Raw genomic sequence first — 14,715 nt, 5'->3', positions numbered from 1 at the left:
AAACCGACCTGAACGAGAGCATCAAGCAGGGCAAGATGGTGCTCAAGCCCGAAAAAAAGGATGAGGAAGACGAGGAAGAGGAAGACGAGGAGTAAGCCGGATCTCGGTAGAGAGCAGTGCGTTCCTTTGCTGCTGTAATTACCGATCCAGTTTATACTTTCTCGTTGCCTCCGGTGTTTTCACTGGATTCGAAGCCGAATCCAGTGAAAACACCCTGCTGTCTGCTATGCTTCCCGCTTAATCAGTTCAGCCTGAATTTCCTGATCGAGGATCCGATTTCTGTCGTTACGGGTTATTTATTCTCAGGACGCTGCACTTATATTTATGTAACAGCGTTCGGGATTAACCCTCGATAGCATAATCCCTGAATGATTTTCTGGCTCCGCCGTAGGGAGAGGTGATTTCTTTTGTGTGAATGGTTGTCACGAAACTGTAACATTTCCATCATACTATTTAGGCCCCTCCCAATGGTCTCACTTCAAGGTGCAGTTCCCGGTGACAGCGCGCCGTTCCGATAATACTCCCGACTCCAGTACACTTGGATATAACTATCGACGTCATCTGAGTGAGCGTTTTATTGAGGCCATGCTTTTTTTGACGGCATTCGTTTCCGTCGCCATTACCCTAGCGATCGTCGTGATGCTGGTCACGGAATCCCTTTCATTTTTCAAGCATGTATCTCTCTGGGAATTTCTTACTGACACGCAGTGGACGCCCCTTTTCGATAATGCGCATTACGGTATACTTCCACTCGTTTCCGGCACCGTAGTAAGCTCTGCTGTGGCCTTGCTCGTTGCCATCCCGATGGGCACCATCACTGCCATCTATCTATCCGAGTTCGCGCCTTTCACCGTTCGTGAGATGGCCAAGCCCTTTCTTGAACTGCTGGGGGGTGTTCCAACAGTTGTATACGGCTACTTTGCATTGCTGTTTGTTACGCCTCTATTGCAGAAAATTTTTCCGGAATTGCCCGGTTTCAGTCTTCTTTCGGCAGGGCTGGTGATGGGCATCATGATCATTCCCTATGTAAGTTCCATGGCGGAAGATGCGATGCGCGCGGTACCCATGCATCTGCGGGAAGGCTCTTATGCAATGGGCGCGACCCGGTTTCAGACGGCTGTTCGCGTGGTAATGCCAGGAGCATTCTCCGGCATTGCCGCAGCTTATATTCTGGGTATTTCCCGGGCGGTGGGGGAAACGATGGTGGTTGCGATAGCAGCGGGAATGCAGCCAAACCTCACGTGGAATCCGATGGAGCCTGCCGCCACCATCACCGCTTATATCGTTCAGGTAAGTCTGGGCGATCTGCCGCACGGCAGTATCGGATACCAGACTATCTTTGCAGCGGGATTGACCCTGCTGCTTATAACGTTGGTATTCAATATTATCGGGCATCTTCTGCGCAAGCGTTTCCGCGAGGTATATTGAAGTATGTTTCGATACCTGTTTCCATGACCAATTTATTTCATCTCGAAAATTCCGTGGGCGGTTCCTGTTGAATCCAACTCCCCGGTTTTCATTTCCTTTGCAAGAATGCACCCATGAGTGACAGTGATGCTCAAAACCTGAGGGAGGTTCGCGCTATCATCGCCCGGCACAAGCTGGGGGATCTGATTTTCCTTGTTACCGGCTTGCTTGTGCTGATGATTGCCGTACTTACGTTCATCGCCTTGTTCTCGCACATGCTCATTGATGGTCTTCCTCGCTTGTCCTGGGATTTCTTCACATCCTTTCCCTCGCGGCGTCCAGGATCGGCAGGCATACTCTCCGCCTGGGTGGGAACCACCCTCGTAATGATAGTGACAGCGGCGGCAGCGGTGCCTCTGGGGGTTGGAGCAGGCATCTATCTGGAAGAATATGCCCCTAAAAATATTCTTACCGAGATCATCGAGATCAATGTGACCAACCTTGCCGGCGTGCCATCGATTATCTACGGGCTTCTGGCGCTGAGTCTGTTTGTTCATCAACTTGGATTCGGCCAGAGCATTCTCTCCGCGGGACTTGCGCTGGCCCTGCTCATTCTTCCGATCGTTATCGTTGCGACCCGGGAGGCAATACGCGCCATCCCGGTAACTATACGTGAAGGCGCCTATGCGCTGGGGGCAACCAAATGGCAAACTGTTTCTGATCATCTTCTGCCTTATTCCGCAGCCGGCATTCTTACCGGCATCATAATCGGGCTTGCGCGTGCAATTGGAGAAACGGCTCCCATTATCACCATCGGTGCGTTGACCTTTATTGCTTTTCTACCGCCATCTCCCTTCAAGGAGGAGTTTCCTTATATTTCCTTCGAATGGCTGATGGCGCCATTTACTGTCATGCCTATCCAGATGTTCAACTGGGTATCACGGCCGGAAGAAGCGTTTCAGGTGAACGCAGCCGCGGCTGGCCTGGTACTGGTGATAATGACTCTCACCATGAATGCGCTCGCGATCTATCTTCGCTACCGGATGCGCAAGAATCTCAAATGGTAAAAGATTTTTCGTCCGAGCACCCAGTGGGAGATGTTTCGCCGTCCCAATACAAGTCCGAAGTCAGGAACCTGAGTTTCTACTACGGTTCATTTTCGGCACTCAAGAACATCAACATGATGCTGCATGAAAAAAAGGTGACCGCCTTGATCGGTCCCTCGGGGTGCGGCAAATCGACGTTCCTGCGCTGCTTCAACCGCATGCATGATCTCTATCCAGGGAATCGCTACATGGGAGACATTATCCTTCACCCGGATAATGTCAATATTCTTTCCCGGAGCGTGGACCCTATTGAAGTACGCATGCGCATCAGCATGGTATTTCAGAAACCCAATCCTTTTCCGAAATCCATTTATGAGAACGTTGCCTATGGTTTACGGGTCCGGGGTGTTAGACGCCGCGCGATACTGGATGAAAAAGTGGAAGACGCACTCAGGGGGGCTGCCCTGTGGGATGAAGTGAAGGATCGCCTGCATCAGCTTGCATACAATCTTTCGGGCGGACAGCAACAGCGGTTGTGCATCGCGCGCGCACTTGCAACCGATCCTGAGATTCTCCTGTTCGATGAACCCACTTCTGCACTTGACCCCATTGCTACGGCGAGTATAGAGGAACTTATAGCCGATCTGAAAGACAAGGTAACGATCCTGATCGTTACACATAACATGCAGCAAGCTGCCCGTGTGTCGGATTATACCGCTTACATGTACCTGGGCGAAGTGATCGAGTTTGGTGTGACGGATACGATTTTCATCAAACCTAAAAACAAGCAGACGGAAGATTACATTACCGGGCGCTTTGGATAAGGAGTCTTCGCACCAATTTTTCCCTCTTTCCCCTTTTCGGTTGCCGGGAAATTGTTATTCATTCAGCCGTAAGGCTTTTCTGTCTGAAAAATCCTGGTTTGCAGGAATACTTGTCTGGCCAGTGGTTCAAAGCTTGATGCAGCCCCCGATTGACCCCGTATCCATTCACGGGTAACATTCGCAGCTTTCAAGTTAAAGGCGAATCCTTCATGGCTATACGTTCCAAGCTGGTTGCGGGTAACTGGAAAATGCACGGCGGAACGCTGCAGAACCGGGATTTGCTGAATGCAGTTCTTGCTGCGACGGCAGACCTGGGCGGAGTCGAGTTGGCGGTATGCGTACCTTATCCTTACCTACCCCAGGTGCAATCGATTCTGGAAGGTACGCACGTTTCCTGGGGTGCCCAGAACGTGAGCCAGCATGAAAAAGGCGCCTATACCGGTGAAGTTTCAGCGCCCATGCTGCTGGATTTTGGCTGTCGCTACGTGATTGTCGGTCACTCCGAGCGGCGGGCGCTGTATGGTGAGGATAGCCACACCGTAGCGCTCAAATTCAAGGCGGCACAAGGTGCCGGCCTGATACCTATTTTATGTGTGGGTGAAACTCTCGAGCAGCGGGAGGCCGGGATTACGGAGCAGGTTGTGGCAGAGCAACTGGATGCGGTAGTGAAGGCGGCGGGGATAAATGCCTTGGGTACGGCGGTGCTGGCTTATGAACCGGTGTGGGCCATCGGCACCGGCAAGACCGCGAGCCCCGATCAGGCTCAGGAGGTACATTCGTTTATTCGCGGCAGAATTACTGCCGACGCAGCGGAAGTAGCCGAGGGATTGAAAATTCTTTATGGCGGCAGTGTCAAGGCGGCCAACGCTACTGAGCTATTCGCCATGCCCGACATTGACGGTGGATTGATTGGCGGCGCTTCACTTGTTGCCGAAGAATTTATCGCGATTGCCCGGGCCGCAAAAGATTAATTCTTATTGGAGCAACCTTGGAAACACTGATCTGGATACTACATGTCTTGTCTGCAGCGGGCGTAATCGTCCTGGTTCTGCTGCAGCATGGCAAAGGTGCGGACATGGGCGCGGCTTTTGGCAGCGGCTCGTCGGGAAGTTTGTTTGGCGCCAGTGGTTCCGCGAACTTCCTCAGCCGGACGACAGGCGTTCTGGCTGCCGTATTTTTCATGACCAGCCTTGGCCTGACCTACCTTTCCACCAACAGGAACGAGAGTGGAGGAGTGATGGATAAAGCTGTGCCCATTCAATCTGTCAAGCCCGAAGAGCCCGCTCCGGCAGCACCTCCAGCAGAAGAGGGACCTTCCAAGGCAACAGAAATACCTGAGTAAGTTAATGCTGAGCTAATTGAACAACCGGTTGGAATTGTGTTCTAACCAGATTAAGTTCCGACCCGGTGTTCAAATTAAACGGCATTCAAATTAAGCTGCCGACGTGGTGGAATTGGTAGACACGCCGTCTTGAGGGGGCGGTGGCGAAAGCTGTGCGAGTTCGAGTCTCGCCGTCGGCACCATTTAGCAGCAACAGGACTGAGCATCAGGCCAGCAGAAGATACCGACAAAGGTATATAAATGCTACCTGGAAACAAGTCTTATATTTGTTCGATAGCTAACACATTACATGCTCGAAAACTATTTTCCTATTCTGTTGTTTATCCTGCTTGGCCTTGCCATAGGGGCTTTGGCAATGGGATTTGGCTGGCTGTTCGGTCCCAACCGTCCAGATAGCGAAAAACTGTCTCCCTATGAATGCGGATTCGAGGCATTTGAAGACGCGCGCATGAAATTCGACGTGCGCTACTACCTGGTAGCTATTCTATTTATTCTGTTCGATCTGGAGATAGCGTTCCTGTTCCCATGGGCAGTGGTATTGAATGAAATCGGTCTGTTCGGTTTTATTGCCATGATGGTTTTTCTCGGCATCCTTGTCGTCGGCTTCATTTACGAGTGGACGAAGGGTGCTCTGGAGTGGGATTGAGGCCATGAGTACGAACGGAGTAATGGAAAAAGGCTTTGTCACTGCAAGCCTTGACTCGGTCATCAACTGGGGGCGTACCGGCTCGATGTGGCCGATGACTTTTGGCCTGGCATGCTGTGCCGTCGAAATGATGCAGGCAGGCGCATCCCGTTACGATCTCGACCGCTTTGGAATTGTGTTTCGTCCCAGTCCGCGTCAGTCGGACGTCATGATTGTTGCCGGAACCCTTTGTAATAAAATGGCGCCTGCTCTCCGCAAGGTGTATGACCAGATGGCAGAGCCGCGCTGGGTGATATCCATGGGCTCCTGCGCCAATGGCGGCGGTTATTATCATTACTCCTACTCGGTGGTGCGCGGATGTGATCGTATCGTCCCGGTCGATATTTATGTTCCCGGTTGCCCGCCTACCGCAGAAGCCCTGCTGTACGGCATTATCCAGCTCCAGAACAAGATCCATCGCACCAATACCATCGCTCGTTAGGCTCATCTATGTCGTCCACTCGCCTGGAAACGCTCGCCCTTTGCCTTCAGAATGTGTTGGCGGATAAACTTGCCAACGTCGATCAGCAACTGGACCAGCTCATCATTACGGTGCCTCCGGCTAACCTGTTGCCGGTGATGAGCGTCTTGCGCGACCATCCCGAACTGGGTTTCGAGATGCTCATCGACCTGTGTGGAGTGGATTACTCCATCTATGGAGTAGAGCCCCCTTCTGAGCAAGGACGTGAGGGCAAACGCTTCGCTGTCGTTTATCACCTGCTTTCGATCCGGCATAACCGCAGAGTGCGTGTAAAGGCCTTCCCCGAAGATGACGAATTTCCGGTTGTGGATTCGGTAATAGATATATGGCCTTCCGCCAACTGGTTTGAACGCGAAGCATTCGATCTTTATGGCATCGTGTTCACCGGTCACCCCGACCTGCGCCGTATCCTCACCGATTACGGATTTATCGGTAATCCATTCCGCAAGGATTTTCCGCTCAGCGGCAATGTGGAGATGCGCTACGATCCCGACCAACAGCGGGTCATCTATCAGCCGGTCACCATAGAACCGCGCCAGATCACGCCGCGCGTTATCCGGGAAGAGCATTATGGGGACTCTGAATGAGATTTTTGTGGTCTGTTAACGATGGCTGAGATACGTAATTACACGATGAACTTCGGCCCGCAGCATCCGGCCGCCCACGGTGTCTTGCGACTGGTGCTGGAGCTCGACGGGGAAGTCATACAACGTGCCGATCCGCACATCGGCTTGCTGCATCGTGCAACGGAAAAGCTTGCCGAATACAAGACATATATCCAGTCAGTTCCTTACATGGACAGATTGGACTACGTCTCCATGATGGCCAACGAGCATGCATATGTAATGGCGATCGAGAAGCTGCTTCAGCTCGAAGTGCCCATACGCGCGCAGTATATCCGGGTGATGTTCGACGAAATCACGCGGATACTCAATCATCTTCTGTGGCTGGGAGCACACGCGCTGGACGTGGGCGCGATGACGGTATTCCTTTACGCATTCCGTGACCGGGAAGACTTGATGGATGCCTATGAATCGGTTTCGGGTGCAAGGATGCATGCGGCTTACTACCGGCCGGGCGGTGTTTATCGGGATTTGCCGGATTCAATGCCGCAATACAAGGCGTCAAAAATTCACGACGAAAAAACAACCCAGGCGCGCAACGAGAACCGCCAGGGTTCGCTGCTCGATTTCATCGAAGACTTCACCAACCGGTTTCCAATGTACGTCGACGAGTACGAGACCCTGCTTACCGATAACCGTATCTGGAAACAGCGGCTGGTAGGCATTGGAACGGTTTCTCCCGAGCGGGCCATGGCTCTGGGATTCACAGGCCCCATGCTGCGGGGGTCCGGTGTTGAATGGGATCTGCGGAAGAAGCAGCCCTATGAAGTCTACGATCAGCTCGATTTCGATATACCTGTCGGCGTCAATGGAGATTGCTATGACCGCTATCTGGTCCGGATCGAAGAATTCCGGCAGTCCAATCGCATCATCAGGCAATGTGTCGACTGGCTTCGCAAAAACCCCGGGCCGGTCATAACGGATAATCACAAGGTCGCACCGCCTCCCCGTGTGAACATGAAGCAGAACATGGAGGAACTGATCCATCATTTCAAGCTTTTCACTGAAGGGTTTCACGTGCCGCCCGGTGAAACCTATGCGGCAGTCGAGCACCCGAAAGGGGAATTCGGCATTTACCTGATATCGGATGGCGCCAACATGCCTTACCGCATGAAAATCCGCGCTCCCGGCTTTGCCCATCTGGCAGCGCTGGACGAGATGTCGCGCGGCCATATGATTGCCGATGTGGTTGCCATCATTGGTACCCAGGATATTGTGTTTGGTGAAATAGACAGATGACGTACTGAAGGTGAAACGGCTATCAACATGCTAAGCGCAGAGTCTCTGAAAAAAATCGACTACGAGTTGACCAAATATCCCGCAGACCAGAAGCAATCCGCGGTAATGTCGGCGCTCGCCATCGCCCAGGATGAGAAAGGGTGGCTGACCACCGAAACGATGGATTTTGTGGCGGAGTACCTGGACATGCCATCGATCGCCGTATACGAAGTGGCTACTTTCTACACCATGTACAATTTGCAGCCAATCGGAAAATACAAGATCACGGTCTGCACGAATCTTCCATGTGCGCTGTCCGGCGCGAACGAGGCAGTCGCCCACTTCCGGGAAAAGCTGGGAATAGGCTTCAACGAAACCACTACGGACGGAAAATTTACCTTGAAAGAAGGGGAGTGTATGGGTGCATGTGGAGATGCGCCGGTTCTCCTGGTCAATAACAAACGCATGTGCAGTTTCATGTCCAACGACAAGATCGACCAGTTGCTGGAGGATTTGAGCAAATGAACCAGCCTGCACAGATACTGCTGGACGGATTGAACCCATCGGACCCCAACGATTGGCGGCTGAAGAATTACGAACAGCGTGAAGGGTATGCTGCGCTCAGAAAAATCCTGAGCGAGAAAATTCCCCCGGAAAAGGTCATCGAGGAGGTAAAGAAGTCCGCCTTGCGAGGTCGCGGCGGAGCCGGCTTTCCGACCGGGTTGAAATGGAGCTTCATGCCCAAGCAGTACGAAGGCGACAAATACCTGGTATGCAATTCGGATGAAGGCGAACCTGGTACCTTCAAGGATCGTGACATCATGCGTTACAACCCGCATATGCTGATCGAGGGCATGTTGATCGGAGCCTATGCGATGGGCATCAAGGCGGGCTACAACTACGTGCATGGCGAAATCTGGGACGTCTACGAGCGCATGGAGGAGGCAGTGGATGAAGCCCGTGCGGCGGGTTATCTGGGGGATAACATCCTCGGTTCCGATTTCAGCTTCCAGTTATACAATCATCATGGTTACGGCGCCTATATCTGCGGCGAGGAAACAGCGCTGCTTGAGTCGCTGGAGGGCAAAAAAGGTCAGCCGCGCTTCAAGCCGCCTTTTCCCGCAAGTTTCGGTCTCTATGGTAAACCGACTACCATCAACAACACGGAGACATTCGCGTCGGTACCCTGGATTATCCGTCACGGCGGTGACAAGTTTCTGCAATTGGGTAAGCCAAACAACGGCGGAACCAAGATTTTTTCCGTTTCGGGTCACGTGAACAAGCCCGGCAATTATGAAGTGCCCCTTGGCACGCCATTCGCGGCCTTGCTGGAGATGGCTGGGGGCATGCGCGGCGGGCGCAAGCTGAAAGGCTGTATTCCCGGAGGTTCATCCATGCCGGTATTGCCGGGTGATGTCATGATGCAGACCGACATGGACTATGACTCGATTGCCAAGGCAGGATCATTTCTCGGTTCAGGCGCGGTCATTATCATGGACGATACGACCTGCATGGTCAGGGCCCTGGAGCGCTTATCCTATTTTTACTATGAAGAATCCTGCGGCCAGTGCACACCCTGCCGTGAAGGCACGGGATGGCTTTACCGCATTGTCCATCGGATCGAAACAGGAAAAGGGCGCATGGAAGACCTGGATTTGCTCAATAATCTCGCCGACAACATTCAGGGGCGTACCATCTGCGCATTGGGTGATGCCGCCGCCATGCCGGTGCGCGCCATGATTCAGCATTTCCGTGACGAATTTGCGTATCACGTCGAACACAAGAAATGCCTGGTGTAACACGGATGAAGTCATGAGTCTTTTCTTGTTTGCGGCTGCTTGTTGCCCCGGAGCACATAAGTAATGATCAATTTCGAAATCGACGGTAAACCGGTGTCCGTGCCCAAGAATGGCACTGTCATGGATGGTGCCAATCAGCTCGGCATATACATTCCTCATTTCTGCTATCACAAGAAGCTCTCCATTGCCGCCAACTGCCGCATGTGTCTCGTGCAGGTTGAGAAGGCGCCCAAGCCGTTGCCGGCGTGTGCTACGCCCGCGATGGAGGGCATGAAGGTTTTCACCCACTCCGGGCAGGCAGTAACGGCCCAGAAAGGTGTGATGGAATTCCTGCTCATCAATCACCCGCTGGACTGTCCGATTTGTGATCAGGGCGGAGAGTGCCAGTTGCAGGATCTGGCCGTGGGCTATGGAGCAAGCTCATCGCGTTATACCGAAACCAAGCGTGTGGTGGCGAACAAGAATCTCGGTCCGCTGATTTCCACCGACATGACCCGTTGTATTCATTGCACGCGTTGCGTCCGTTTCGGGCAGGAAATCGCGGGGATCATGGAATTGGGCATGGTGGGACGTGGAGAGCATTCGGAGATACTCGCCTTTGTCGGTAAAACCGTGGATTCGGAGTTATCCGGCAATGTGATCGATCTGTGCCCCGTGGGCGCGCTTGTCAGCAAGCCGTTCCGCTATTCCGCACGCACCTGGGAGCTATCGCGCCGAAAATCCATAAGCCCGCATTGCGGTCTCGGCTCCAACCTCATCGTCCAGATAAAACAGAATCGCGTGATGCGCGTGCTGCCCCGCGAGAACGAGGAAATCAACGAGTGCTGGTTATCGGACAAAGACCGTTTTTCCTACGAGGGGTTAAACTCCGAGGAGCGTCTTACCAGGCCGATGATAAAGCAGGGAGGCGTGTGGCAGGAATGCGACTGGCAAACTGCGCTGGAGTTTGTGGCCAATGGCCTCAAAGATGTGAAAGAAAAGTATGGAGCGGAAAGCATCGGAGCGCTGGGTTCTGCTCACAGCACGCTTGAAGAACTTTACCTGTTGCAGAAACTTGTAAGGGGATTAGGCAGCGCAAGCGTGGATCACCGCGTGCGTCAGAGCGATTTCCGCGCGGACTCGCAGATGCAGGGCGCTCCCTGGTTAGGAATGCCCATTGCCGAAATTTCGCAGTTGAAGTCATTGCTCGTCATAGGCAGCACCTTGCGAAAGGATCATCCTCTCCTTGCACATCGTATCCGTCAGGCAGTGAAGCACGGCGCGGAATTGAATGTGATCAATCCGATCGACGATGACCTGCTGACCAAGGTAAGAAATCGTGCTATTGTTGCGCCCGACAAAATGGTATCCATGCTGGCAGAGGTGTTGAAAGCCATTGCCGAGTTGAAGGGCGTTGAGATTCCCGATGACGCTAAAAATGCCTTGAGCACTGTCAGTGCGAGCGATACTGCCCGTGCGATAGCGATCAGTCTCAGCGACAACAAACCCGCTGCAATTTTCATCGGAAATCTCGCGCAACACCACCCCCGCTACACGGATATCTGCAAGCTTGCCCAGCATATCGCACAAATTTCCGACGTCCGTTTCGGAGTGCTGGGAGAGGCTGCCAACAGCGTCGGAGCTTATATTGCCGGTGCGGTTCCCTTTGGTAACCGCTTTGGTAACCGTAACGCAGATACTGCCGGGGACAGGCATGGAGGGCAGGGCGCCAATGCCTCACAAATGCTCGGCATGGACGATGCGGCGAGCGGGACCGGATGCAAGGCATACATTCTGTTGAACCTGGAGCCGGAGTTGGATTGCTACAACACCCAGCGCGCCGTCAGAACGCTGGCAGCGGCCGATCTGGTTGTAATGATGACTGCATACAAGAGCCATGCTGCGATTCAGGACAATTATGCGGATGTATTGCTGCCGATCGCGCCCTTCACGGAAACCTCGGGTACTTTCGTCAGCACGGAAGGGCGGGTGCAAAGCTTCAACGGTGTGGTTGCGCCGCTTGGGGAAACGCGTCCCGCATGGAAGGTATTGCGGGTGCTGGGTAATATCCTGCAACTCGATGGCTTCGATTATGAAACGTCGGAGCAGGTGCGGGGGGACGTTCTTCCGGCCGGAAACGACGTCAGTGCCTGGTTGAATAGCCGGCTGGGAAGTCTTGCTGTGAATCCCATTGAAGCCGGTAAGGAAAATAAGGGAAGCGAAGGATTACAACGTATCGGTGAGGTTCCGATTTATCAGGCTGACCTCATCGTGCGCCGGGCAGAGTCATTGCAGCGCACGCGCGATGCGGCGGCGCCTTTAGCATGGATGTCGGGCAGCCTCATGGCGCAATTGGGCCTGCAGACGGAAGAAGTCATACGGCTAAAGCAGGAAGAAGGTGAGGTGCAACTGCCTGTCGCACAGGATGACAAGTTGCCTGCCAACTGTATAAGGATTGCCTCCGCCCACCCTTCGACCGCGGCCCTGGGCGGAATGTTTGATCAGATCACGGTGGAAAAATCGTGACGAACGATACTCGGATTATCTGATGGAATACGCGCAACAACTGTTCGGGGATTTTTTTGGTCCTGAGTGGGGACCTGCTCTTTTCCTGCTGGTGAAGAATGTCCTTTTGATTGTGGCCATCGTGCTGCCACTGATGCTGGCAGTCGCCTATCTCACATTCGCCGAACGCAAAATCATTGGCTATATGCAACTGCGCGTGGGTCCCAATCGGGTAACCTTCTTTGGCATTCCCTGGCTGGGGGGGTGGGCGCAACCCATTGCCGATGCGGTAAAGGCGGTGATGAAAGAAATCATCATCCCGAGCGGAGCGAACAAAGTCCTGTTCGTGCTTGCGCCCATACTGACGTTTGCGCCGGCGCTGGCGGCCTGGGCAGTCATTCCCTTTTCTCCGGATGTGGTCCTGGCGGACATCAACGCCGGTCTGCTTTATATTCTGGCCATGACCTCGATGGGGGTCTATGGCATCATCATTGCGGGGTGGGCCTCCAACTCCAAATACGCATTCTTGGGAGCAATGCGTTCGGCGGCTCAAGTGGTTTCTTACGAACTGGCCATGGGTTTTGCACTGGTGTGCGTGCTCATGATGTCCCAGAGCCTGAACCTGGGTGACATCGTCAAGGGCCAGCAAGGGGCCAGCATGCTGAACTGGTATCTGATACCGCTGTTTCCCATGTTTCTGGTTTATTTTATTTCCGGCGTCGCGGAAACCAATCGTGCCCCATTCGATGTCGCCGAGGGTGAGTCCGAAATCGTGGCGGGCTTTCATGTCGAGTATTCGGGTATGGCGTTCACGGTGTTTTTCCTGGCGGAATACTCCAACATGATTCTGGTGGCCATGCTTGCAAGCATCATATTCCTGGGTGGCTGGCTGCCTCCTGTCAACGTTGCGCCGTTCACCCTGGTTCCCGGCTTCATCTGGCTGGTCCTGAAAGCATCATTTCTGTTGTTCTGTTTTCTCTGGTTCCGCGCCACGTTCCCACGTTATCGCTACGACCAGATCATGCGTCTTGGCTGGAAGGTGTTCATTCCGATCACGCTCGTCTGGATAGTGGTGCTTGGCCTGGTGATGCAGCTTCCGGAATCGATTCGGAGCACATTCCCGCTTAACTTGTGGTTTCACTGACACAGGAGGAAACCATGAACCGAATCAAGGATTTTTTCCGCACTTTCCTGCTGTTCGAGCTCATCAAAGGAATGATGCTGACGGGGCGAAATATGTTCGCGCGGAAGATCACGGTGTATTTTCCCGAAGAAAAGACACCGCAATCCCCTCGCTTCAGAGGTTTGCATGCCTTGCGCAGATATCCTAACGGAGAAGAGCGCTGCATAGCCTGCAAGCTGTGCGAAGCGGTATGCCCGGCATTGGCGATTACCATCGAATCCGAGCAGCGCGAAGATGGAACGCGCCGTACCACGCGATACGACATCGATCTGACGAAGTGCATATTTTGCGGTTTCTGTGAGGAATCCTGTCCGGTGGACTCCATCGTCGAGACGCGCATTCTGGAATACCACGGGGAGAAGCGTGGCGACCTCATCTATACCAAGCAGATGCTGCTGGCAGTGGGGGATCGGTACGAGGAACAGATAGCAAAGGATCGGGCAGCCGATGCAGGTTACCGATGAATCGCACTTGGCTCGCCAATATTGGCAGTGGATATTTTCATCAGTCCTGGACTTGCACTGTCCTCCGTCGTGCGGAGTGCTGGACTGTTGCCGCTCGTCACGCTTATCCGCAGAAACAAAGCGGAAGGCATTTTCATGAGCTCATTTTTATCTTACGTGAACCCTTCCAGACTCCCGGATTTCTAGAAGTACCCATATGAGTTTTGCAGATATAATCTTCTACTTTTTTTCCGCGGTATTGGTGGCCTCGGCCCTCGGAGTCATCACCGCGCGCAATCCGGTGCACTCGGCGTTGTTGCTGGTGCTGGCCTTTTTTGCCTCCGCCGGATTATGGCTGCTGCTGGAAGCGGAATTTCTTGCCATTACCCTGGTGCTGGTCTACGTGGGAGCGGTGATGGTGCTGTTCCTGTTCGTCGTGATGATGCTCGACATCAATCTTGCCCGGCTTCGGGAAGGCTTCTGGAAGTGGTTTCCGTTCGGATTATTGCTCGGTTTGGTGATGTCGATTGAGATGGCCATGGTCTTGACGGGCAAGCAGTTCGGTGCCAATGAGCTTCCCGCCCCGGTGGCCCGGGCGGCCGACTACAGCAATACCAAGGAACTGGGACGCCTGATCTACACCGAATACGTTTATGCCTTTGAGCTCGCGGCGGTGATTCTGCTGGTCGCGATTGTGGCTGCAATCGCGCTGACCTTGCGTCAGCGGGGCGAGAGCAAATCCATGGATGTCGCCAAACAGGTAGCGGTGAAGCGTGAAGACCGCATCCGCATCGTGTCGATGGCGTCCGAGAAGAAAGAATAAAAGTAATATATTGCGGCGTTTTTACGCCGCCATGAAAGGGGGTGTAGTGGTTTCGTTATCCCATTATCTTGTTATCGGTGCGATTCTGTTTGCCATCAGCATTGTCGGCATCTTCCTCAACAGAAAGAACGTGATCATCCTGTTGATGGCCATTGAGCTGATGCTATTGGCGGTAAACATGAATTTTGTTGCTTTTTCGCATTATCTCCAGGACGCATCCGGTCAAGTGTTCGTGTTTTTCATCCTTACCGTTGCTGCAGCGGAATCTGCCATCGGGCTTGCGATACTGGTTGTGCTGTTTCGTGGCCTGCGTACCATCGATGTCGATGACCTGGACAGGCTTAAAGGCTGAGGCTA

General features: G+C 53.4%; 16 protein-coding genes and 1 tRNA gene. All 17 read left to right on the top strand.

All coding sequences use genetic code 11. The features are described from left to right. The first annotated feature begins 495 nt into the window (after positions 1-495). The 17 genes from pstC (at position 496) to nuoK (ending at position 14,710) form a co-directional block, all read left to right on the top strand. Positions 496-1,428 carry a phosphate ABC transporter permease subunit PstC gene (pstC, locus tag BMY01_RS02270; RefSeq protein ID WP_074743932.1) on the top strand — a complete coding sequence of 311 codons (933 nt, stop codon included), beginning with the start codon at positions 496-498 and terminating at the stop codon, positions 1,426-1,428. Positions 1,429-1,541: 113 nt separating this feature from the next. Further along, positions 1,542-2,474 carry a phosphate ABC transporter permease PstA gene (pstA, locus tag BMY01_RS02265; RefSeq protein WP_074743931.1) on the top strand — a complete coding sequence of 311 codons (933 nt, stop codon included), beginning with the start codon at positions 1,542-1,544 and terminating at the stop codon, positions 2,472-2,474. Continuing rightward, the gene (gene pstB / locus BMY01_RS02260; protein WP_074743930.1) at positions 2,468-3,277 is read left to right on the top strand and encodes a phosphate ABC transporter ATP-binding protein PstB; all 810 of its coding nucleotides are present in this window, start codon (positions 2,468-2,470) and stop codon (positions 3,275-3,277) included. Before pstA ends, pstB begins: the two co-directional genes overlap by 7 nt. A gap of 215 nt (positions 3,278-3,492) precedes the next feature. Next, positions 3,493-4,248, top strand: a complete 756-nt coding sequence (gene tpiA / locus BMY01_RS02255; RefSeq protein ID WP_074743981.1) for a triose-phosphate isomerase — start codon at positions 3,493-3,495, stop codon at positions 4,246-4,248. A gap of 17 nt (positions 4,249-4,265) precedes the next feature. Beyond that, a complete protein-coding gene (gene secG, locus BMY01_RS02250) occupies positions 4,266-4,619 on the top strand; it encodes a preprotein translocase subunit SecG (RefSeq protein WP_074743929.1) in 354 nt (117 codons plus the stop codon). Positions 4,620-4,716: 97 nt separating this feature from the next. Next, positions 4,717-4,801, top strand: a tRNA-Leu gene (locus tag BMY01_RS02245). A gap of 107 nt (positions 4,802-4,908) precedes the next feature. Beyond that, entirely contained in the window at positions 4,909-5,265 is a 357-nt protein-coding gene (locus BMY01_RS02240) for an NADH-quinone oxidoreductase subunit A (RefSeq protein WP_011380435.1), read from the top strand. A 4-nt stretch (positions 5,266-5,269) separates the two neighbouring features. Next, positions 5,270-5,746: a NuoB/complex I 20 kDa subunit family protein gene (locus tag BMY01_RS02235; protein WP_074743928.1), complete on the top strand. Its 477-nt coding sequence runs from the start codon at positions 5,270-5,272 to the stop codon at positions 5,744-5,746. A gap of 8 nt (positions 5,747-5,754) precedes the next feature. Further along, positions 5,755-6,372 (top strand): NADH-quinone oxidoreductase subunit C, encoded by a 618-nt coding sequence (locus BMY01_RS02230; RefSeq protein ID WP_074743927.1) that lies wholly within the window; start codon positions 5,755-5,757, stop codon positions 6,370-6,372. Between the two features lie 21 nt (positions 6,373-6,393). Beyond that, complete coding sequence (locus BMY01_RS02225) at positions 6,394-7,647, top strand: NADH-quinone oxidoreductase subunit D (RefSeq protein WP_074743926.1); 1,254 nt, start codon at positions 6,394-6,396, stop codon at positions 7,645-7,647. A 27-nt stretch (positions 7,648-7,674) separates the two neighbouring features. Then, complete coding sequence (gene nuoE, locus BMY01_RS02220) at positions 7,675-8,151, top strand: NADH-quinone oxidoreductase subunit NuoE (RefSeq protein ID WP_074708789.1); 477 nt, start codon at positions 7,675-7,677, stop codon at positions 8,149-8,151. Further along, positions 8,148-9,425, top strand: coding sequence for an NADH-quinone oxidoreductase subunit NuoF (gene nuoF, locus BMY01_RS02215; protein ID WP_074743925.1), 1,278 nt, complete (start codon positions 8,148-8,150; stop codon positions 9,423-9,425). The genes nuoE and nuoF overlap by 4 nt, the downstream gene beginning before the upstream one ends. Positions 9,426-9,488: 63 nt before the next feature. After that, positions 9,489-11,930, top strand: a complete 2,442-nt coding sequence (gene nuoG, locus BMY01_RS02210; RefSeq protein WP_074743924.1) for an NADH-quinone oxidoreductase subunit NuoG — start codon at positions 9,489-9,491, stop codon at positions 11,928-11,930. A gap of 22 nt (positions 11,931-11,952) precedes the next feature. Next, positions 11,953-13,053, top strand: a complete 1,101-nt coding sequence (nuoH, locus tag BMY01_RS02205; RefSeq protein WP_074743923.1) for an NADH-quinone oxidoreductase subunit NuoH — start codon at positions 11,953-11,955, stop codon at positions 13,051-13,053. Positions 13,054-13,067: 14 nt separating this feature from the next. Then, positions 13,068-13,556: an NADH-quinone oxidoreductase subunit NuoI gene (gene nuoI / locus BMY01_RS02200; RefSeq protein WP_011380443.1), complete on the top strand. Its 489-nt coding sequence runs from the start codon at positions 13,068-13,070 to the stop codon at positions 13,554-13,556. A gap of 196 nt (positions 13,557-13,752) precedes the next feature. Next, positions 13,753-14,358 (top strand): NADH-quinone oxidoreductase subunit J, encoded by a 606-nt coding sequence (locus tag BMY01_RS02195; RefSeq protein WP_074743922.1) that lies wholly within the window; start codon positions 13,753-13,755, stop codon positions 14,356-14,358. A 46-nt stretch (positions 14,359-14,404) separates the two neighbouring features. Then, a complete protein-coding gene (gene nuoK / locus BMY01_RS02190; RefSeq protein WP_175463191.1) occupies positions 14,405-14,710 on the top strand; it encodes an NADH-quinone oxidoreductase subunit NuoK in 306 nt (101 codons plus the stop codon). The last annotated feature ends 5 nt before the right edge of the window (positions 14,711-14,715 follow it).

Source organism: Nitrosospira multiformis (genome assembly GCF_900110185.1).
Taxonomy (GTDB): Bacteria; Pseudomonadota; Gammaproteobacteria; order Burkholderiales; family Nitrosomonadaceae; genus Nitrosospira; species Nitrosospira multiformis_A.
This window is presented reverse-complemented; position numbering and strand designations above follow the sequence as displayed.